Genomic DNA, 20,767 nt, shown 5'->3' with positions numbered 1-20,767 from the left:
CTCCTCCCCGATAACGCGGTCGGATGTGCAGGGGCACAGCGGTGCGGAAACACCGCGCCGCCCGGCCCATCAGGATAGAGGCGCCGCGGCCCGGTTCGGCGCGGCGGCCGGTCCGCACAAACGCCTTCTCCCCGCGAAGGGGCAGGCTGTAGCTTGGACGCCGTTCGGCAGCGAGAGGGGCGAGGGTGGTATCGGACGTGGGGTGGGTGGAGCGGATCGGGGCGGATTGGCCCGCCGCCGAGGTCGAGATCCGCGACGGATGGCGGCTGTCCTGGAACGAGGGCGTTACCCGGCGCGCCAACTCGGCTGTGCGGCTGGAGGCCGGGGCGCGCGTCGAGGCCGCCGAGGAGTTCTACCGCGAACGCGGACTGGCGCCGTGCTTCCAGACCTGGCCGGGTGACGAGGATCTGGACGCCGTGCTGGCCCGGCGCGGCTACGCTGAACAGGCCGCCACGCAGGTGCTCGTCCGCGATCTGGGGGAGTGGCCGCCCGCCGCTCACGGCGCGGATGTCGCCGTGGCCGAGCGGCCCGGCGCCGCCTGGCGTGCGTTGTGGGCCGAGGCCGGGCAGCCTCCCGAGCGCGTCGCGGCCCTCCACCGCATTCTGGACCGGGTGCCGCGGATCGGCTACGCGCTCGAAGAGAGCGGGGCGGCGCGCGGCTGCGCGGCGCTGAGCGGAGCGTGGGCGGGCGTGTACGCCATGGTCACGCGCCCCGCCGACCGCGGGCGCGGGCTGGCCGGCGCCGTGCTGGAGGCGCTGCTGGAGTGGGCCCGCCTCAGCGGGGCCGAAAACGCCTACCTGATGGTGGAAGCGGACAACGCCGCGGCCCTTCGCGTCTACGAGCGCGCGGGTTTCAGCACACGGTGCACGTACCGCTACCGCGTCGCTCCCGGCGTGCCCCGAGAGGGGGCGCTGCCGGCGGAGTACGCGGCGATCGCGGCCGAGCGGACCGACGAGGACCGCGCGGTGGCGGCCGCGCTGCGAAGCCGCCTCTCACCTCGGGCGCGGGAGTAGCGGCCGATCCGGCGCGTCCGCGCTCGGGCGCGGCGGACGGGGCCACCCGGTTCGAAAGCGCGGTCTTCACCGGGACCGCACGCGAAAACGGCGGAGGCCCTCCCGCGGGAGGGCCTCCGCCGCACGCCTTTCGATAACTAACGCTCCTCGTCGGCGGACGTGGCCGGGCTCTCTTGCAGTCGGCTCGTCTCGTCCTGGATCTCCGAGGCGATCTTGCGGATCGAATCGTCATGCTCACGCATGTGATGCGCGCAGAACAGCAGTTCGCCACCGGAGTTGAGAACCACTCGGACGTACGCCTGCGCACCACAACGGTCGCAACGGTCAGCAGCCGTCAGCGGCTGGGTGGGGGCAAGGGTTCCAGTCACTTCGCCTTCCTCAATACTCGGCGCTAGTCACTCAGCACAACATCTAACCGGACCAAGAGCTTCCCAACCAGCCCCTTTGTACGCCATCAGCGGAATCGGCCTGTGCGGTGCGCCGGTACGGGGGGTTTTCCGGGCGTTCGCGCCGCTTGCCGCCGACGGGCGGGCCCTCTCCTGGTGATCGATGGTGATGGGGATCACCCTACTTGTTCGCGGTCTCGGCTTGCCCGACCGGGGGTGAGGCGGTGGCGTGCGGGTGGCCGACGGGGTCCAGGAGGCCCGTGAGGCGTCGCCGAGGGCCGCCGCCGCGCCGGAACGCCGGTGAGGCGGCGGAGTCCGCGGAAACCGAGGTGGTAATCTCGCGCGTGGTGTGCACGTGATGATCAGGCGACCGCACCGCTGCGGCCGGGTGTACCGCACGCCACCGGCGCGCTCACCCCGTGACGGCGCAGAGCCGCCGGGTGCCGCCCGCGGCGCCCCGGCCGTCTCCGGATCGCCGGGTCCGGCCGCCTGGTGTGCGCGGCGGCGTTGGCGTCACATTCCTGTCACACCGGTGCGTCAAGCTAGCGGCGACAACGCATCCGCCCCCTGTCCGCCCACGTCCAGCGCACGCCCGCTCGGCGAGTGCGCCGGTCTTTTCAGTCGAACGCAGGAGTACCCCACGTGACCGCCCTAACCGCAGCCGTCGACGAGCCCGAGGACTACTCCGCGCGGCACCTTTCGGTCCTGGAAGGACTTGAGGCGGTCCGCAAGCGTCCCGGCATGTACATCGGGTCCACGGACAGCCGCGGTCTGACCCACTGCATGTGGGAGATCATCGACAACTCCGTCGACGAGGCCTTGGGCGGCTTCTGCACCCGTATCGACGTCGTGCTGCACGGTGACGGCTCCGTCGAGGTCCGCGACAACGGGCGCGGCATCCCCGTGGACGCCGAGCCCCGCTCCGGCCTGCCGGGCGTGGAGTTGGTCATGACCAAGCTGCACGCGGGCGGCAAGTTCGGCTCCGGGTCCTACAACGCCTCCGGCGGTCTGCACGGTGTCGGCGCCTCGGTGGTCAACGCTCTTTCGGGCCGGTTGGACGTGGAGATCGACCGGCAGGGCCGCACGCACGCGATGAGCTTCCGCAGAGGCATCCCCGGCGGCTTCGACGGCGCCGGGCCCGACGCCCCCTTCACCGCCGGCTCCGGGGTGGAGGAGGTCCGCCGGGTGGCCAAGAAGGTCACCGGTACCCGCATCCGGTTCTGGCCCGACCGGCAGATCTTCCTCAAGGACGCCGACATCGCCCGCGAGTCGCTGCTCGACCGCGCCCGCCAGACGGCGTTCCTCATCCCGGGCCTGTCCATCGCCGTGCGCGACGAGCGCTTCCCGGAGGAGGGCACCTACGAGGAGGAGTTCCGCTTCGACGGCGGCATCGGGGAGTTCTGCACCTACCTGGCCCCCGACGAGGCCGTGAACGACGTGCTGCGCATCCAGGGCTCGGGCCAGTTCACCGAGACCGTGCCCGTCCTCGACGACCAGGGCCACATGACCCCCACCGACGTCGACCGCCGACTGGAGGTCGACATCGCGCTGCGCTGGGGCACCGGTTACGAGACCACGGCGCGCTCCTTCGTCAACGTCATCGCCACCCCCAAGGGGGGCACGCACATGACCGGCTTCGAGCGGGCGCTGGTGCGGGTGGTCAACGACCAGCTGCGTGCCAGCAAGCTGCTCAAGGACAAGGACGACCCGGTCACCAAGGAGGACGTCCTCGAAGGGCTCACCGCCGTGGTCAACGTGCGCCTGCCCGAACCGCAGTTCGAGGGCCAGACCAAGGAGATTCTCGGCACCTCGGCCGCCTCGCGCATCGTGTCCCAGGTCGTGGGCAAGGACCTGCGCGCCTTTCTCGCCTCCACCCGCCGCGGTGAGAAGCAGCAGGCCCGTGCCGTGCTGGACAAGGTGGTCAACGCCGCGAAGGCGCGCATCGCCGCCCGCCAGCAGCGCGAGACCCAGCGGCGCAAGAACGCGCTGGAGAGCTCCGCGCTGCCCGCCAAGCTCGTCGACTGCCGCAGCGAGGGCCTGGACCGCAGCGAGCTGTTCATCGTCGAGGGCGACTCCGCGCTGGGCACCGCCAAGCTGGCGCGCGACTCGGAGTTCCAGGCGCTGCTGCCCATCCGCGGCAAGATCCTCAACGTGCAGAAGTCCTCGGTCTCGGACATGCTGAAGAACTCCGAATGCGCGGCGATCCTGCAGGTGATCGGGGCCGGTTCGGGCCGCACCTTCGACCTCGACGCCGCCCGCTACGGCCGGGTGATCCTCATGGCCGACGCCGACGTCGACGGCGCGCACATCCGCTGCCTGCTGCTGACGCTGTTCTACCGCTACATGCGCCCCATGCTGGAGGCCGGCCGGGTCTACGCCGCGGTGCCGCCGCTGCACCGCATCGAGCTGACCAACGTCCGCAAGAAGCGCGGCGCCAAGCCCGAGGACCGCTACATCTACACCTACACCGACTCCGAGCTGCAGCGCCGTCTACTGGAGCTGGAGAAGAAGCAGATGACCTGGAAGGAGCCGGTGCAGCGGTACAAGGGCCTGGGCGAGATGGACGCCGACCAGCTCGCCGAGACCACCATGGACCCCCGGCACCGCACGCTCCGCCGCATCCGCGTCGAGCACGCCGAAGAGGCGGCCAAGGTCTTCGACCTGCTGATGGGCAACGAGGTCGCGCCGCGCCGGGAGTTCATCTCGCAGGGCGCCCAGGAGCTCGACGTCAGCCGCATCGACACCTGAGCGGCTCGGCCGCGGGGCTCGACGGGGCGGACCCCCGCCGGCCCTCGGCGGTGGCTCAGCCCGGCGGCCGCCATTCGCCGCCGGCCAGGAAGCGCTCGATCGCCGCGGTGTAGGGCGCGGGGTCCATGCCCCGCTCCGCCACCCACGCGTCGTCGTAGTAGCTGTGCCGATACCGCTCGCCGCCGTCGCAGATCAGGGTGACGACGCTGCCGCGGCGGCCCTCGCGCAGCATGCGCGCGACCAGGTGCCACACGCCCCACATGTTGGTGCCGGTAGAGCCGCCCGCGCTCAGGCCGGTAACGGCATTGAGGTGGCGCATGGCCGCGATGCTCGCCGCGTCGGGGACGGGCACCATCAGGTCGATGACCGAGGGTACGAAGCTGGGCTCCATCCGCGGGCGGCCGATCCCCTCGATGCGCGAAGGCATGCCGGTGGCGTAGTCGGAGGCACCGGTGACCCAGCCGGGGAAGAAAGCCGAGTTCTCCGGATCTACCACGGCCAGGCGGGTGTCGTGTCTGCGGTAGCGCACGTAGCGCCCGATGGTGGCCGAGGTGCCGCCGGTCCCCGCGCCCACGACGATCCAGTCCGGTACCGGGTGGCGTTCCATGGCCAGCTGCTCGAAGATCGACTCGGCGATGTTGTTGTTGCCGCGCCAGTCGGTGGCCCGCTCGGCGTAGGTGAACTGGTCCAGGTAGTGCCCGCCGGTTTCCGCCGCCAGCCGCTCGGCCTCGCTGTACATCTCGGCGGGCACGTCGACGAAGTGGCACTTGCCGCCGTAGCGCTCGATCAGCGCGATCTTCTCCGGGCTGGTCGTGCGCGGCACCACGGTCACGAAGTCCAGCCCGACCAGCCGGGCGAAGTAGGCCTCGGAGACCGCCGTCGATCCGGAGCTGGCCTCGACGATGGTGGTGTGCTCGCCGATCCAGCCGTTGGCCAGGGCGTACAGGAACAGTGAGCGGGCCAGCCGGTGCTTGAGGCTGCCTGTGGGGTGGACCGACTCGTCCTTGAGGTAGAGGTCGATGCCCCACTCGGGCGGCAGGGGGAACACGTGCAGGTGGGTGTCGGACGAACGGTTGGCGTCGGCGACCACTTTGCGCACCGCCTCGTCCACCCAGGCGCGGGCGCGGGCGGAGCCGCTTTCCACGCAGGGTCCGTCTGGTCCGTCTGGTCCGTCTGGGGAGTCGGAGGGTGCCGTCATGGCGTCGACTTTATCGCCGCGCTGAAGCGGCGCCGAGGGGCTCTCCCGCCTGCGGGAGAGCCCCTCGATACGCGGTGCGGCGGCGCCGGTGCGGCTCTCAGTCCAGCGAGCCGCCCGACATCGCGGCGTGCATCCGCCGGTAGGGGGCGGCTTCGTCGTCCCTGCTCTGGCGTTCGAGGGAGCGCGCGAGGGCGATGTGGGCCCAACTGTCGCAGGGGTCGAGGTCGATGATCCGGCGAAAGGTCCGCTCGGCCTTGGCGAGCTGGGCCGAGTGGAAGTAGGACCGCCCCAGCAGCTCCAGGATGGAGCGGCTGCCCGGCTCGTCCTCGGCTATGGGCCCCAGGATTCGGGCGGCCTCGATGTAGTCGCCCAGGTCGAAGTACAGTTTGCCGCGGCTGAACGTCTCGTAGGTCGTCTCCTTCACCGGAACTCCCTTCGTCGGGCAGCACAACCCCGAAGCGGAATGACGTATTCCCGTTAGCGCGGTCCCTCACACGTCGGCGGGCTCGATCCGGCCGGTGTCGACGTCGTAGACGACCCCGGCCACGGGCAGCTCCCGCGGCAGCAGCGGGTGGTGGCGGATGCGCTCCACGTCGCGGCGGAGGGCGCCCATCTGGTCGTTGTCGGCGCCGAACGCCAGGCTGCGGGTGTCCACGCCGTGCTCCCGCTCGATGAGGTCGTGCACCTCGGCGTCGCCGGAGACCGAGGCCATCTTGCAGCGGGTGTGCGGCATGACCAGCACCCGGTCGACTTCCAGCAGGTAGGCGGCGAGCACGAGCGTGCGCAGCACCTCGTCGGTGACGCGGCCGCCGGCGTTGCGCAGGATCTTGGCGTCACCCGTCTGCAGACCCAGCGCCGGGAGCGGGTCGATACGGGAGTCCATGCAGGTGACGAGGGCGAGGCCGCGTGCGGCGACCGGCTTCAGACCGGTGTGGCCGAACCCGGCGGCGTAGTCGGCGTTGGCGGTGTAGAGGTCGTCGAAGGCGCTGTTCAAGCGGTACTCCCGGAAGTTCGGGGCCCGAGGGCGGGCGCGCGCCCGGCGGTGCGCCCTACCCGCCCCGGGGTCGAAGCGGTCACGTCACGGCGGTGGAGGTGCCCGCCGGAGCGGGCCGCGGCTCCGCCGCCGCGGGAACAAGGGTCAGCGGGCTCAGTTCGCGGTGCCGGAGGCCGAGGCGGCGCCGGTGTCGGTGCGGCCGGTACCGACGACGGAGATGACCCGCGGCAGCGGCTCGCCGGAGCCGTCCCGGCGTTCGTCCAGGTCGGGCAACCGGATCGGGCCCCCGTCGGCGCGGCTCGCTCGTGCCGGCGCACGTCCGATCCAGGCCAGCACCAGCGTGTCCTCGCCTTTGAGGAAGCGCTGGCAGCGCACGCCGCCGGTGGCGCGGCCCTTGGCTGGGAACGCCTCCAGCGGGGTGAGCTTGGCGGAGCCGCCGCCGGTGCCGGGCAGCTCCGTCTCCGTGGAGCTTCCCGCGACGGTGAGTACGACGGTGTCCTCAGGCAGCGCGACCGCGCCGAACCAGAGCACCGTGGCGCCCTCGGGCAGCTTGACACCGGCCACCCCTCCGGCGGGCCGTCCCTGCGGGCGGACGTTGTCGGCGGAGAAGCGCAGCAGCTGCGCCTCGGAGGTGACGAAGACGAGGTCCTCCTCGCCGGTGGCCAACTGGGACGCGCCGACGACGCGGTCCCCCTCGCGCAGGTTGATGATCTCGAAGTCGTCCTTATTGGGCGCGGACTCCGAGGTGACGCGTTTGACCACGCCCTGCTCGGTGCCCACCGCGATGCCGGGCCCGTCGTCGTCGAGGGCCGCCACCGAGACGACGCGCTCGTCCTCGCCCAGTTCGACGAACTCCTCGACGGGCACGCCGTGTGACTGCGGAGGTGACTCCGAGGCGTCGTCGGGCAGTTCGGGCAGCTCCACCACCGGTACCCGTACGGCCCGTCCGAGGTCGGTGATCAGGCCGATGTCGGCGCGGGAGGTGGCGGGTACCGAGACGGCAACGGCGTCGTGCCGGGTGCGCAGGCCCTCGAACATCGGCGGCACCTGGGCTGTGGAACTTCGGCCCAGCAGACCGGTGGAGCTGAGCAGCACGTGGCAGGGCTGGTCGGCCATCTCCAGCGGGATGGAGGCGCTGCGGGTCTCGCCCGAACTCTCCTGCAGCACGGTGCGGCGGGGGGAGGAGTACTCCTTGGCGACCTCGCCCAGCTCCTTGGAGACCAGCCGGCGCAGCTTGGCGTCGGACTCCAGGATGGCGGTGAGCTCCTCGATGTCCTTGCTGAGCTGGTCGCGCTCGTTCTCCAGCTCCAGCCGGTCGTACTTGGTCAGCCGGCGCAGCGGGGTGTCGAGGATGTAGCGGGCCTGGGTGTCGGACAGCTCGAAGGTCGTCATCAGCCGCTGCCGGGCCTGGGCGGTGTCTTCGGAATCGCGGATGAGCGCGATGACCTCGTCGATGTTCAGCAGCGCGACCAGCAGGCCCGCCACCAGGTGCAGCCGCTCCTCGCGCTTGCTCCGGCGGTGCTCGCAGCGGCGCCGCACCACCTCCAGTCGGTGGTCGACGAACACCTGGAGCAGGTCGCGCAGCCCCAGCGTCCGCGGCTGGCCGTCGACCAGCGCCACGTTGTTGATGCCGAAGCTCTCCTCCATCGGCGTCAGCCGGTAGAGCTCCTCCAGCACGGCTTCGGGGTTGAACCCGTTCTTCAGCTCGATGACCAGGCGCAGGCCCTGGTTGCGGTCGGTGAGGTCCTTGAGGTCGCTGATGCCCTGCAGCTTCTTGGTCTGCACCAGCTCCTTGATGCGGCTGACGACCTTCTCCGGCCCCACGCTGTAGGGGAGTTCGGTGACCACCAGGCCGGTGCGGCGCGGGGACACCTTCTCGATGCTGACGGTCGCGCGTGTGCGGAAGGTGCCGCGGCCCTTGCGGTAGGCGTCGCGGATACCGTCGAGCCCCACGACGGTGCCGCCGGTGGGCAGGTCGGGCCCGGGGACGAACGCGAGGAGGTCGTCCAGCGAGGCGTCGGGGTGGGAGACCAGGTGGCGCGCCGCCGCGATGACCTCTCCGAGGTTGTGCGGGACCATGTTCGTGGCCATGCCGACGGCGATCCCCGAGGCACCGTTGACCAGCAGGTTGGGGAAGGCGGCGGGCAGGACCTCGGGTTCGTTCTCCTGGCCGTCGTAGTTGGGGTGGAAGTCGACGACGTTCTCGTCCAGCGAGGTCACCAGGAGCTGGGCGGAGCGGTCCAGCCGTGCTTCGGTGTAGCGCATGGCCGCGGGCGCGTCGTCGCCGCCCAGGGAGCCGAAGTTGCCGTGGCCGTCGACGAGCGGCACCCGCATCGCGAACGGCTGGCTCATCCGCACCATGGCGTCGTAGATGGCGGAGTCGCCGTGCGGGTGCAGCTTGCCCATCACCTCGCCGACCACGCGGGCGCACTTGACGTGGGCGCGGTCGGGGCGCAGCCCCATCTCGTTCATCTGGTAGAGGATGCGCCGCTGGACCGGCTTCATGCCGTCGCGCGCGTCGGGCAGCGCGCGCTGATAGATCACCGAGTACGCGTACTCCAGGAAGCTGCCGCGCATCTCCTCGGATACGTCGATGTCGATGATCTTCTCGGCGAGGTCCTCGGGTGGTGGAGAGGTTGTACGGGCCATGCCGGTAATTCTGGCCCCGCGCGGCGACCATGGCGAACCAGGGGCCCCGCGCCGACCCGCCGTGCCGCGTTAGGATTTCGTCAAAATGCCGGTAATTTGGGCTGCCCGAGGTTTTCCGCGCCGACGCGGTCGCGACGATGCTCACGTTGGGTGACTCCGGGTGGATGCGTCGGGTCCCGGGGGCGTCCCGCGGGTGAGAAGGCCCACCCCCCCTGCCGGGAAGACGCGCGGCAAGCGGCGCGAAGCGGCGGGTGTCGGCGCAGGTGGGGGCAGGTGCGTCACACAGCGTCCCGGGCCGGTCGAGGCGATGGAAGGCGGCGAATGGTACACCCGTCGGCAGGGCAGTCAAGGCTGAGACGAAGCTCCGGGCTAGCCTTTGACCCGTACCGGGTTATACCGGGAGGCCCGACCGCCCCCGCGGCCCCGTCCCGACCGCACGCCCCGCCGGCACCGTCCGCCCGCCGCCCGGTGGCGGGCCGCCACCGCCGGTCCGACCGACGATGAACGACGTGCCTATGCTGCTGCCCGCCATCCTCGTGCTGCACGCCGCCGTCGCGGTGGTTCTGCCACCGCTCGCCGGCCGCCTCGGCGCCCGCGTCTTCCTGCTCGCCGCGCTGCCGCCCGCGGCCGCTGCGGTGTGGGTGCTCCTGCAGGCTCCGTCGATCCTCTCCGGAACACCGGCGACCGCGGCCGTCGCCTGGGCACCGGCACTGGGTATCGGGTTCGAGTTCCGCGTCGACGCCCTCGCGCTTGCCATGACCTTGCTGGTCAGCGGCGTGGGTGCGGTCATCTTCGGCTACTGCGCCACCTACTTCCACGCCGACGAGCGCAGCCTGGGCCGACTGGCCGCGGTGATGGTGCTGTTCGCCGGATCCATGCTCGGCGTGGTCACCACCGACAACCTCTTCGCGCTGTACGTCTTCTGGGAGCTGACCTCGGTCACGTCGTTCCTGCTGGTCGGCCACGACGACCGCAAGGAGCAGGCGCGCCGCGCGGCCACTCAGGCACTGGTCACCACCACCGGCACCGGGCTCCTCATGCTCATCGGGTTCATCATGCTGGGCTGGGCCGCGGGCGACTACAGCATCTCGGCGCTGGTGGCCGACCCGCCGGACGGCGGGCCGTGGCTGACGGGCGCCCTCGTGCTCATCCTGATCGGGGCCTTCGCCAAGTCCGCGCAGGTGCCGATGCACTTCTGGCTGCCGGGCGCGATGATCGCCCCCACCCCGGTCAGCGCTTACCTGCACGCTGCGGCGATGGTCAAAGGCGGCGTCTACCTCGTCGCCCGCCTGGCGCCGGGCTTCGCCGACGCCGACGTCTGGCAGGTGCTGGTGCTGGGAGTCGGCCTGGCGACGATGATCGCGGGCGGCTGGCGCGCACTGCGCCAGGACGACCTGAAGCTGCTGCTGGCCTACGGCACCGTCAGCCAGTTGGGTTTCCTCATCGTCCTCGGCGGCGCGGGAACGCAGGTGGCCGCCACGGCCATGATCGGGGTGCTGCTGTCCCACGGCCTGTTCAAGTCGGCGCTGTTCCTCACGGTCGGCATCATCGACCACCAGACCGGAACGCGCAGCATCAGCCGACTCAGCGGTCTGGGACGGCGCATGCCGGTGCTCGCGGCCGCCGCCGGGTTGGCCGCGATGTCCATGGCCGGGCTCCCGCCGCTGCTCGGGTTCGCCGCGAAGGAGGCGGCCCTGGAGGCGTTCGTGCCGGGGGCGGCGCCGGCGCCGCCGCCCGAGGCGGCCGCGGCCGTGCTGGCCGGGCTGGTCGCGGCCTCCGTCCTCACCTTCGCCTACAGCGCCCGGTTTCTCTGGGGCGCCTTCGCCGACAAGTCCACCGTTTCCGAGCGGAGCTTCTTCGCCCCTTCCGCGGCCTTCGTCGCCGCTCCGGTGGTGCTGTCGGTGCTCAGCCTGGCGCTGGGCGCCGTCCCCTCGGCCGCCGACCCGCTGGCCCAGGGCTATGCGCACGCGCTGCCGGCCCCGGAGAAGCCCTACCACTTGGCGCTGTGGCACGGTCTGACGCCGCCTCTGCTGCTGACGGGGCTGGTGGTCGCCGCGGGTGTGCTGATGTTCGCCAAGCGCAGGACCGTCGGCCGACTGCAGAACGCCATGCCGCGCTGGCCCGACGCCGAGTACGGCTACCACTTCTTCATCCACGGCACCTACAGCGTCGCGCTGAGCGTCACCCGCCGCACCCAGAGCGGCTCGCTGCCGGTGTACCTGGGCATCATCCTGGCGACGATGCTGGTGCTGCCCGGGTTCCGGTTGGCGGCCGGGCTGGTCACCGGCGGCATCGACGTGCCCGGCCCCCAGGAGGGGCTGCGGCTGTGGGACAGCCCTCTGGAGCTGCTGGTGGCGGTGGTCATCGTCGTCACCACGGTCGCCACCGTGCGCGAGCACCGGCGGTTCCCGGCGCTGATCCTGCTCAGCGTCCTCGGGTTCGGCATCGCGGGGCTGTTCGTGTTGCACGGCGCGCCCGACCTCGCGCTGACGCTGGTGCTCGTGGAGACGCTGACCACGATCATCCTGGTCTTCGTGCTGCGGCGGCTGCCCACGACGTTCAGCGTCCGGCCCGACGGTTGGGGCAAGCGGCTGACGGTGCTGCTGTGCGCGGCCGCGGGCACCTTCATCGCGATCTCGCTGTGGCTGATGACCGCGGCGCGAACCGACGATCCGATCTCCACGGGCTACGCCGACCGGGCGGAGGAGGCCGGCGGCACCAATCTCGTCAACGTGATCCTGGCCGACTTCCGCGCCCTGGACACCCTGGGCGAGATCGTCGTGCTGGCCACGGCGGCGGTCGCGGTGGCCTCCCTGGTGCTGCTGAACCGGCGCGACCGGGTCGTCGACGAACCCGCCGCCGAGACCGAGTCGGAGGCCGGCGGCGAAGCGCCGGAGCCGCCCGGAACCGGCGCACCGGCGCTGCGGCGCCCGTCCGGCTCGGAGTCCGTCGGCGCACAGTCCGCCGAGCGCGATCCCGGACGCGGCCAGGACGCGGCGACCGGAGAGGACACGGCGGCCGAGGACGACGAGGAGGGGAGCCCCGATGACCGAGGATGACCCGGCACGCCCCCAGCCCAGCCCGGGGCGCGCCGACGGCGAGTGGGGCCGCGCCGATCGCAGCGGCGCCCCGCCCGAGGACTGGGAGGCGCCGCGCGAGCGGTGGCTGAGCACCGGCGTGCGCCCGGCGTTCGGTCCCCGCTCGGTGCTTCTGGAGGTCGCTGCGCGGCTGCTGACCCCTGCCATCCTCACCTTCTCGGTGTTTCTGCTGGTCTCGGGGCACGACCGGCCGGGCGGCGGGTTCGCCGGCGGCCTGGTGGCCAGCATGGCCTACGTGCTGCGCTACATCGCCGGAGGCCGCCACGAATTGGCGGCCGGGATGCCCATGCGCCCCAACGGGCTGCTCGCCGTGGGGCTGCTGATCGCCTGCGGCACCGCCGCCGCGCCGCTGCTGCTGGGCGATCCGGTGCTGGAGGTCTACAGCTACACGGCCCATCTGCCGGTCTTCGGCAAGGTCAAGTTCGCCAGCTACCTGCTCTTCGAATCGGGGGTGTTCCTCATCGTCGTCGGTCTGGTGCTCTCCGTCGTCGCCGCCCTGGGCGCGCGCATGGAGGCCGAGGAAGAGGAAGCCCGCGGCCGACGCCGCGCGGGCTCCGCCGAGGAGGGTGCCCGATGAGCGCGCCCGGGTTCATTCTCATCGTGGCCGTGGCCGTCCTCTACTCCTGCGGCTTCTACCTGCTGCTCCAGCGCTCGCTGATGCGCGTGGTGTTCGGAATCGTCGTGCTGGGCCACGCCGCCAACCTGTCGCTGATGCTCACCGACCGGGCGATCACCCTGCCGCCGCTGCTGACGGGCAAGGACGGTCCCATCTCCGATCCGCTGCCGCAGGCGATGGCGCTGACCGCGATCGTCATCACCTTCGGGGTCACCACCTTCCTGCTGGCACTGGCCTACCGGGTGTGGCTGGGCGACGACAACGACGAGGTGCCCGCCGACCTGGAGGACCGCCGGATCGGGCGGCTCTCGGAGCCGGAGGACTCCCCGTGAACGTGCTGCTGGCCGTGCCGGTGGTGGTGCCGCTGCTGGGTGCCGCGGCCGCTTTGCTGATGCGCCGCGCCCCGCGCCTGCAGCAGGCCGTGGCGGTTACCGCGCTGGCCGCGGTCGTCGTGGACACCGCGCTGCTGCTGCGCGCCACCGCCGACGGCACCGTGCTGACCAGCCAGGCGGGGGCCTGGGAGGCGCCTTTCGGTGTCACCGTCGTCGCCGACCCGCTCGCGGCTCTGCTGCTGGCGGTGTCGGCGGTGGTGCTGCTGGTGGTGCAGCTGTATGCGATCGGTCAGGACATTGCGGGGCTCAGCCGCGCGATGCCGCAGGTGTTCCACCCCATCTACCTGGTGCTGACCGCCGGAGTGTGCCTGAGTTTCCTGGCGGGCGACCTGTTCAACCTCTTCGTCGGCTTCGAGGTCATGCTGACGGCCAGCTACGCGCTGATCACCCAGGCGCCCACGCGCGCCCGAGTGCGGGCCAGCATGATCTACACCGTGGTCAGCCTGACCTCCTCGATCCTGTTTCTGACCGGGATCGCGCTGGTCTACGGGCTGACCGGCACGGTCAACCTCGCCGACATCGCGGTGAAGCTGGGCGGCGCCCCGGAGGAGCTGCGCATGGTGCTGGCGCTGCTGTTCCTGGTGGTGTTCGGGATCAAGGCCGCGCTCGTGCCGATGCACTTCTGGCTGCCCGACAGCTACCCGGTGGCCATCACCCGCATTTCCGCCATCTTCGCGGCGCTGCTCACCAAGGTCGCCGTCTACGCCATCATCCGCAGCCAGACCCTGCTCTTCGGCCGCGACGACATATCCGCCGTGCTGCTGTGCATCGCGATCGCGACCATGCTCGTGGGTATCTTCGGCGCCCTGGTGCAGGACGACCTCAACCGCTTGATGTCCTTCGCCCTGGTCAGCCACATCGGGTTCATGATCTTCGGGCTGGGGCTGAACTCGGTCTCGGGCATGGCCGGGGTGGTGGTCTACCTGGTGCACCACATCGTCGTCCAGGCCAGTCTGTTCCTGGTCAACGGGCTGATCCGGCAGTACGCGGGGCATAGTTCGCTGCGTGCCATGCGCGGCCTCAACACGGTGTCGCCGGTGTTGGCCGTCTACTTCTTCCTGCCCGCGATGAGCCTGGCGGGGCTGCCGCCGATGTCGGGGTTCATCGCCAAGGTCGCCCTGTTCCAGGCGGGGGTGGGCGCCGGCGGGTGGCTCGTCTACGCCGCGATCGCCGCCGGGGTCGCCACCAGTCTGCTGACCGTCATGGCGGTGTTCCGCGTATGGGTGCGGGGGTTCTGGGGGACACCGATGCCGGACATGGTCGAGGCCCGTGAGCGGCTCAAGCGCGGAGCCCACCTGGGCGGCCTGCGGTTCATGGCGGCGATGACCGGTGTGATGGTCGCGGCCGGGCTCACGGTGGCCGCCGCGGCGGGCCCGCTGTCGGACCTGGCCTTCGTCGCGGCGCACGACCTGGTCAACGGCACGTCCTACATCGAGGCCGTGCTGGGTGAGGGGGCGCGATGAGCACGGGGCCCGCCGTCCGCGCGAGTGCGCCCGGACCGGGGCGGGAGCGGCCGCCCAGCCCGCTCCAGCGGTTGCTGCGGCGGCTGCCGATGCTGCTGTGGCTGACGCTGATGTGGGTGGTCCTGTGGGGCGATGCGAGCCCGGGCACGGTACTCGCAGGCGCCGGCGTGGCATCGGGCTGCTACGCGGTCACTCGGCTGCCGCACCTGCCCGTGCGCCTGCGTTTCCGGCCGCTGCACGCGTTGCTGCTGGTCGGACACATTTCCCTGGAGCTGCTGGCCTCCAGTATCCGGGTGGCCGCCCACGCGCTGTGGCGGCCCGCGCGCATGCGCGGCGCCATCGTGGCGGTCCCCATGCGCACCGACTCCGACCTGCTGCTGGTCATGGTCACCGCCGGGCTCTCCTTGATCACCGGCAGCCTGGTAATCGAGCTGAACCGGGAGGAAGGCGTGCTCTATGTGCACGGCACGCCGGTGCAGTCGGCGCGGGCCGTGCGCAAGTTGCGCCGTCAGGTGCGGCACACCGAGGAGCGCTTCGTCCGCGCGTTCGGCACCGCGGCCGACGTCGAGGAGTTCGAACGGGAGGAGCGGCTGATGCGCGAGGCCGAGTCCCAAGACGCCGGGGAGGAGAGTCGATGAACGTCCTGGACTACGCCTACACGGTGACCTTCGTGCTGCTGGGAGCCGGGGTGCTGCTGACCGTGTACCGGTTGGTGCGGGGGCCCTCGGTGATGGACCGCATCGTGTGCCTGAACGCCACCTCGGTGCTGCTGATCAGCTTCATCGCGGTCGAGGTCGCGCTGCGCGGCGATCCGGCCTACATCGGTGTGGTGATCACCTTCGCGCTGCTGGGATTCGTGGGTTCGCTCACCGCGGCCCGCTTCGCCGAGAGGAGGGCGCATGACCGGGGCTGACTGGGCCACCGCCGTCCTGCTGCCGCTGGGGGCGGCGTTCGCGTTCGTCGGTACGGTCGGGCTGGTTCGCTTTCCCACCCTGCTGGGGCGCGTGCACGCCGCCACCAAGCCCGACACGGTGGGCCTCGTGCTGATACTGGCCGGTGCCGCGTTCCAGCTGCCCGACATCCGGGTGGCCGCCTGGCTGGGACTGGCCGCGCTGTTCCAGTTCCTCACCGTGCCGGTACTCGCCCAGACGCTGGGGCGCGTCGCCTACAGCCGCGGCGAGGTCAAGACCGAGCTGCTGGTCGCCGACGAGCTGGCCGACGCGGTGGAGCTGTCCCGCGAAAAGGGCGAGGAGGGCGCCCAGTCCTGACGGTCGAGGCGAAGGGCGCACCGCGGCGGCCCTTTCCACGCCGCATGCTGCGGTTCCAGGACCGGCGCAAGGCGCCTGTGGACAGCCGCCGCACCGCGCCGCCGGGTTCTGGTACCAAAGGGAGCATGGTGACCCCTGCGTCCTCCGAAACCGGCACCGCGCCCGGCGCCGCCCATCCCGCCGACATCTCCTCCGCCGACGATGCCGCGCTGCGTGAGCGCGCCGAGGCCCATCTGCGCGCCCTGGCCGGCGATTCCGCGCGGCTGCGCGAGGACCAGTGGAGCGCCGTCCGCGCGCTGGTGGCCGACCACCGCCGCGCCCTGGTCGTGCAGCGCACGGGGTGGGGCAAGTCGGCGGTGTACTTCGTCGCCACGGCGCTGCTGCGCGCCGCCGGCGCCGGTCCGACGGTCATCGTCTCACCGCTGCTGGCGCTGATGCGCAACCAGATCGCCGCCGCCGAGCGCGCCGGCATCCGCGCCCGCACCGTCAACAGCGCCAACTCCGACGAGTGGGACGCCATCTACGCCGAGATCGCCGCCGGCGGCGTCGACGTGCTGCTGGTCAGCCCCGAGCGGCTGAACAACCCCGATTTCCGCGACCGCGCCTTGCCGCAGCTGGCCGCCGGGGCGGGCCTGGTCGTCGTCGACGAAGCCCACTGCATCTCCGACTGGGGCCACGACTTCCGCCCCGACTACCGCCGCATCCGCACCCTGCTGCGCGAGCTGCCGCCGCGCATCCCCGTGCTGGCCACCACCGCCACCGCCAACGGCCGCGTCACCCGCGACGTCGCCGAGCAGCTGGAGACCGGCGACGGCGTCTCCACCCTGGTGCTGCGCGGCGGACTGGACCGCGCCGGTTTGCGGCTGTCGGTGGTCGAACTGCCGGACACCCCGGCCCGCTGGAGCTGGCTGGCGCGCTGTCTGGCGGATTTGCCGGGTTCGGGCATCGTCTACGCGCTCACCGTCGCCGCCGCGAACGACACCGCGGCCTTCCTCGCCGACCGCGGCTACGACGTGCGCGCCTACACCGGCCAGACCGACCCCGAGGAGCGCCGCCGCGCCGAGGACGACCTGCTCGCCAACCGCACCAAGGCGCTGGTGGCCACCAGCGCTCTGGGCATGGGCTTCGACAAGCCCGATCTCGGCTTCGTCGTGCACCTGGGCGCTCCGCAGTCCCCGATCTCCTACTACCAGCACATCGGCCGCGCCGGTCGCGGTCTGGAGCGCGCCGAGGCCGTGCTGCTGCCGGGCCGCGAGGACCGCGACATCTGGTCCTACTTCGCCTCGCTGGCCTTTCCGGCAGAGGAGACTGTGCGCCACGCGCTGGGCGTGCTGGCCGAGGCGGGCGGGCCGGTGTCCCTGCCGAATCTGGAGACCCGGGTCGACCTCGGGCGCAGCCGCCTGGAGCAGATGCTCAAGGTCCTCGACGTCGACGGCGCGGTGCGCCGCGTGCGCGGAGGTTGGACGGCTACGGGTGAGCCCTGGGCCTACGATGCCGAGCGCTACGCGGCGGTGGCCGCGGCCCGCGAACGCGAGCAGCAGGCCATGCTCGACTACATCGGCACCGGCTCCTGCCGCATGGAGTTCCTGCGCCGCCAGCTCGACGACCCCGAAGCCGCGCCCTGCGGCCGCTGCGACAACTGCGCCGGCGCCGCCTTCGCGGCCTCGGTCGACACCGAGGACCGCGAGGCGGCCGCCCGCCACCTGGACCGCCCCGGTGTGGCCGTGGCGCCGCGCAAGCAGTGGCCCTCGGGCATGTCCGCGCTCGGTGTCGAGCTGTCCGGGAAGATCCGCCCCGAGCACCAGGCCGAGGAGGGCCGCGCCCTGGCACGCCTCACCGACATCGGCTGGGGCGCGGAGCTGCGCCGGCTGCTGCACCCGGAATCCCCTGACGAGCCGGTGGGCGAACGCGTTTTCAAGGGGCTCGTCGACGTCCTCGCCGCCTGGCCGTGGCAGCGGCGCCCGGCGGGCGTGGTCGCCATTCCTTCGCTTACCCGCCCCCGGATGATCACCGACCTGGCCCGCCGCCTGTGCGAGGTCGGCCGCCTGGCGCCGATCGGCTCGCTCGCCTACACCGACGCGGAGGCGGGGCCGGGCCCGCGCCGCCACAACAGCGCCCAGCGCCTGGCGCAGGTACAGCGCGCGCTGACCGTGCCGCCGCGGACCGCCGAGGCGGTCGCCGAGCTGGACGGCCCGGTCCTGCTGGTGGACGACCACACCGATACGGGCTGGACGCTGACGGCTGCCGCGGCTCCGCTGCGGGAGGCGGGCGCCGATGGCGTGCTGCCCTTGGTGCTGGCCGCACGGAGTTAGCCGACCGGTTCGGCGGCGACCTCGCGGAGGAAGCCGACCCACTCGTGGTGGGGGAAGGCGAGGAGGGTGGTGTCTGGGGACTTGGAGTCGCGGAGGCCGACCTGGTCGGGGAGTCGGGCGGTTTCGACGCAGTTGGTCTCACTTCCGCTGTAGCTGCTCTTTTTCCATTGGCCGATCCGAAGATTCATGTCACTGTCTCCTGTAGTTCTGAGCGATCTCTGTCATGAGATCCACCGATTCGGCTGGATCCAGGGCGGTTTCTGTCAGCGTAGCGACGTCAGCACGGAAGGCGTCGATGTCCCGGGGCTCATCCAGGAAGAGGCTGGAGCGTCGGTGCTCCAGATGGACAAGGGGCTGCGCCTTCTTGAATTCGAGGACAGTGAACGGCCCGTTGAGCGCTATGTGACCCGCCGAGGTCTGCGGCAGGACGCGAATGCAGACGCGGGGGTCCTTGCTGGACTCGACGAGGTGATCGAGCTGATTCGTCATCACTTCGCCTCCGCCGAGGGGGCGCCGTAGAACGGCCTCGTCGATGAAGGCTTGTAACGAAGGTCCGTCCTCGCCCTTGAGAATGGCCTGACGTCCGAGGCGCGCTGCGACACGGGTCTCGGCGACGTTCTTCTCGATCCCGGTCGCTGCCATGACGGCGCGCGTGTAGCCCGAAGTCTGCAAGAGTCCGGGAACGAGGATGAGAGCGACGTCCGTGATCGCGGTCGCCTGACTCTCGAAGCTGATGAGTGCGGCGAGCTGGCTTGGCAGGCTGGATTCGCTGCTTTCCCACCATCCTGGGCGGTGTGCCTCCCGTGCCAGTTCGATGAGCCGATCGCGATCGTCGCCTTTGACCTGGTAGATCGCTAACAGCGTCGCTATCTCTTCGGTCGTTACACCGCGCTTGCCGATCTCGATGCGGCTGATCATGGTGTGCGACCAACCGGCACGGTCGCCAGCCTCGCGTGTGGTTAGCCCCGACTGGAGACGAAGCTCCTTGAGTTCGGCGCCCAGGCCGCGTGCCCGGACTGTTGGCTTTCGCGGCACCTGCTACCGACCTCCTTCGCCGTGAACAACGGCATCCTACGGGCTACCGGGAATGCCTGGTTACCGAGAGTGCTTGCGAAAGCTCTCCGGGTTTGGAACAGTTACAAGGTGCGTAACTGTTCCAAACTAATCCTCTCGCCTTCTCTGGAGGAACCATGACCCCCTCCGATACCCATGGCCACGAGTCCGCCCTCACCGCGGAAATCACCGAACTCTGCCGGGAGGAAGCCCCCCGGCTGTTCACCGTCGCCGAGATCGACGTCGACAACGACGACGGTTGGATCCTCGGCTGGGGCCTGTCCTGGCCCGACCGCGTCATCCTCACCGGGGCCGACGGCACGGGCTTCGCCCGCTTCCGGACGCTCGAATCGGCGATGCGGCTGTTCGGCCCTTGCCGCGCCACTCGCGTCGTCTGGCACGACGCCGACGACGGCGGCAGCGCAGCGACCGCCTCTCGCGACAGCGGGGAGGGAAAGGCGGACCCGAGTGCCGCTAATCCCCCAGGTCCGGCCGCGCCCCCGGCTGGTGGAGTGCCCGAGCCGCGAGGCTCTGGGCGCGGGCCAGGGAGTCCTTGGGGTGCTTGCCGGCCAGCCAGGACGGGAGGAAGCCCGCGATGAACGCGTCGCCGGCGCCGATGGAGCCGGGGGAGGGCTCCACGGGTTCGGCGGGCACCGTGACCAGGTCGTCGCGGGTCGTGGACGCCCACAGCGCGCCCTCGTCGCCGAGCTTGATGACGATGTTGGGGTACCACGCGGTGAGCACCTTGGCGGCGGCTTCGGGCTCTTCGCGGCCGGTGAGCACCTTGGCCTGCCGGGTGTTGGTGAACAGCAGCCGCGCGCCGTTCGTCCAGTCGAGGAAGTTCTCGGCGCCCGCCCGCTCCAGCGGGGCGTGGGAGCCGCCGTCCACCGAGATCGACATCCCGGACTCGCGGCCCATGCGCAGCGCCATCCGGGCCGCGCGGCGGGAGTCGGGGTTGATCAGCGTGAACCCGGAGATGTGCAGATGTCCGTCGGGGCCGAAAACGTCGCGGGGCAGGTCTTCGGGCTGCAGGCGGGCGTTGGCGCCGGGGTCGCTGAGCATCGTGCGGTCGCCGCGGTGGGTGATCATGACGACGCAGGTGCCGGTGGCTCGCTCGGGGTCCATGACCAGGCGGGAGTCGATGCCGTAGCCCATCAGCTCCATCTCGCGGGTGCGCCCTGTGATGTCCGACCCGCGGCGGCCCACGAAAATGGTGTCGGTGCCCTCCATGGCCAGCCACGCCGCCACGTTGGCACCCGAGCCGCCCCCGTAGGTCAGCACGGACGCGGGGGTGTCACTGCCGCGCGCAAGAGGGTAGAACGCCCGTGCGACGCTGTCGGTCATGAGATCGCCGATCACGACCACTCGTGCCATTGCCTTGCCCACCACCTTGCGGCCCCGAAATGGGGGACTTGCGCGATCATGCCCGAAGAGCCTGTGTGCTGACAGACGTTAACAGGTTAGAGGGAGACGTCGGGTAACGAAGTGGCAGAGCTGCGTGATATCGGACCGCCTGCCCGATGTCCGACCCGCTGCGGCCGAGTGAGGTCCGCCACGTCCACCGACGACTCGAATAG

Annotated in this window: 18 protein-coding genes; 10 read left to right on the top strand and 8 right to left on the bottom strand. The window is 71.2% G+C overall.

The window, feature by feature from the left end; genetic code table 11:
• The first annotated feature begins 185 nt into the window (after positions 1-185).
• Positions 186-1,013 (top strand): GNAT family N-acetyltransferase, encoded by an 828-nt coding sequence (locus EKD16_RS17115; protein WP_131099302.1) that lies wholly within the window; start codon positions 186-188, stop codon positions 1,011-1,013.
• Between the two features lie 137 nt (positions 1,014-1,150).
• Here the strand turns inward: EKD16_RS17115 and EKD16_RS17110 are convergent, their stop codons facing one another.
• On the bottom strand, positions 1,151-1,381 hold the full coding sequence (locus EKD16_RS17110; RefSeq protein WP_131099301.1) for a DUF7455 domain-containing protein: 231 nt from the start codon (positions 1,379-1,381) through the stop codon (positions 1,151-1,153).
• A 660-nt stretch (positions 1,382-2,041) separates the two neighbouring features.
• Between EKD16_RS17110 and EKD16_RS17105 the strand changes: the two genes are divergently transcribed.
• On the top strand, positions 2,042-4,147 hold the full coding sequence (locus EKD16_RS17105; protein WP_131099300.1) for a DNA gyrase/topoisomerase IV subunit B: 2,106 nt from the start codon (positions 2,042-2,044) through the stop codon (positions 4,145-4,147).
• A 55-nt stretch (positions 4,148-4,202) separates the two neighbouring features.
• On the opposite strand, the gene EKD16_RS17100 is transcribed toward EKD16_RS17105, so the two are convergent.
• From EKD16_RS17100 to EKD16_RS17085, 4 genes are all read right to left on the bottom strand, one after another.
• Positions 4,203-5,345, bottom strand: a complete 1,143-nt coding sequence (locus EKD16_RS17100) for an L-cysteine desulfhydrase Cds1 (RefSeq protein ID WP_131099299.1) — start codon at positions 5,343-5,345, stop codon at positions 4,203-4,205.
• Positions 5,346-5,442: 97 nt separating this feature from the next.
• Positions 5,443-5,769, bottom strand: a complete 327-nt coding sequence (locus EKD16_RS17095) for a tetratricopeptide repeat protein (RefSeq protein ID WP_131099298.1) — start codon at positions 5,767-5,769, stop codon at positions 5,443-5,445.
• 66 nt (positions 5,770-5,835) lie between these two features.
• Positions 5,836-6,339 (bottom strand): beta-class carbonic anhydrase, encoded by a 504-nt coding sequence (locus EKD16_RS17090; RefSeq protein WP_131099297.1) that lies wholly within the window; start codon positions 6,337-6,339, stop codon positions 5,836-5,838.
• A gap of 153 nt (positions 6,340-6,492) precedes the next feature.
• Positions 6,493-8,988, bottom strand: coding sequence for a DNA gyrase/topoisomerase IV subunit A (locus tag EKD16_RS17085; protein WP_131099296.1), 2,496 nt, complete (start codon positions 8,986-8,988; stop codon positions 6,493-6,495).
• 500 nt (positions 8,989-9,488) lie between these two features.
• On the opposite strand from EKD16_RS17085, the gene mbhE reads away from it, so the two are divergent.
• From mbhE to EKD16_RS17045, 8 genes are all read left to right on the top strand, one after another.
• Positions 9,489-12,047: a hydrogen gas-evolving membrane-bound hydrogenase subunit E gene (mbhE, locus tag EKD16_RS17080; RefSeq protein ID WP_242677017.1), complete on the top strand. Its 2,559-nt coding sequence runs from the start codon at positions 9,489-9,491 to the stop codon at positions 12,045-12,047.
• Positions 12,034-12,663, top strand: a complete 630-nt coding sequence (locus tag EKD16_RS17075; protein ID WP_131099295.1) for an MnhB domain-containing protein — start codon at positions 12,034-12,036, stop codon at positions 12,661-12,663. The genes mbhE and EKD16_RS17075 overlap by 14 nt, the downstream gene beginning before the upstream one ends.
• Positions 12,660-13,034, top strand: coding sequence for a sodium:proton antiporter (locus EKD16_RS17070; RefSeq protein ID WP_131099294.1), 375 nt, complete (start codon positions 12,660-12,662; stop codon positions 13,032-13,034). The genes EKD16_RS17075 and EKD16_RS17070 overlap by 4 nt, the downstream gene beginning before the upstream one ends.
• Positions 13,031-14,557 carry a Na+/H+ antiporter subunit D gene (locus EKD16_RS17065; protein WP_131099293.1) on the top strand — a complete coding sequence of 509 codons (1,527 nt, stop codon included), beginning with the start codon at positions 13,031-13,033 and terminating at the stop codon, positions 14,555-14,557. The genes EKD16_RS17070 and EKD16_RS17065 overlap by 4 nt, the downstream gene beginning before the upstream one ends.
• Positions 14,554-15,195: a Na+/H+ antiporter subunit E gene (locus EKD16_RS17060; protein WP_131099292.1), complete on the top strand. Its 642-nt coding sequence runs from the start codon at positions 14,554-14,556 to the stop codon at positions 15,193-15,195. The genes EKD16_RS17065 and EKD16_RS17060 overlap by 4 nt, the downstream gene beginning before the upstream one ends.
• Positions 15,192-15,470 carry a monovalent cation/H+ antiporter complex subunit F gene (locus tag EKD16_RS17055; protein ID WP_131099291.1) on the top strand — a complete coding sequence of 93 codons (279 nt, stop codon included), beginning with the start codon at positions 15,192-15,194 and terminating at the stop codon, positions 15,468-15,470. The genes EKD16_RS17060 and EKD16_RS17055 overlap by 4 nt, the downstream gene beginning before the upstream one ends.
• A complete protein-coding gene (mnhG, locus tag EKD16_RS17050) occupies positions 15,457-15,825 on the top strand; it encodes a monovalent cation/H(+) antiporter subunit G (RefSeq protein WP_131099290.1) in 369 nt (122 codons plus the stop codon). Before EKD16_RS17055 ends, mnhG begins: the two co-directional genes overlap by 14 nt.
• Positions 15,826-15,950: 125 nt before the next feature.
• Positions 15,951-18,137 carry a RecQ family ATP-dependent DNA helicase gene (locus tag EKD16_RS17045; protein WP_131099289.1) on the top strand — a complete coding sequence of 729 codons (2,187 nt, stop codon included), beginning with the start codon at positions 15,951-15,953 and terminating at the stop codon, positions 18,135-18,137.
• On the opposite strand, the gene EKD16_RS17040 is transcribed toward EKD16_RS17045, so the two are convergent.
• From EKD16_RS17040 to EKD16_RS17030, 3 genes are all read right to left on the bottom strand, one after another.
• Entirely contained in the window at positions 18,134-18,325 is a 192-nt protein-coding gene (locus EKD16_RS17040; RefSeq protein ID WP_131099288.1) for a DUF397 domain-containing protein, read from the bottom strand. The genes EKD16_RS17045 and EKD16_RS17040 overlap by 4 nt on opposite strands.
• 1 nt (position 18,326) lies before the next feature.
• Positions 18,327-19,172, bottom strand: coding sequence for a helix-turn-helix domain-containing protein (locus EKD16_RS17035; protein ID WP_131099287.1), 846 nt, complete (start codon positions 19,170-19,172; stop codon positions 18,327-18,329).
• Between the two features lie 492 nt (positions 19,173-19,664).
• Positions 19,665-20,555, bottom strand: a complete 891-nt coding sequence (locus EKD16_RS17030) for a carbohydrate kinase family protein (protein WP_131102706.1) — start codon at positions 20,553-20,555, stop codon at positions 19,665-19,667.
• Positions 20,556-20,767: the final 212 nt, after the last annotated feature.

The sequence above is a fragment of the Streptomonospora litoralis genome (assembly GCF_004323735.1).
GTDB classification, from domain to species: Bacteria; Actinomycetota; Actinomycetes; order Streptosporangiales; family Streptosporangiaceae; genus Streptomonospora; species Streptomonospora litoralis.
Note: the sequence above shows the minus strand (reverse complement) of the source record. Positions and strands in the feature narration are given on the sequence as shown.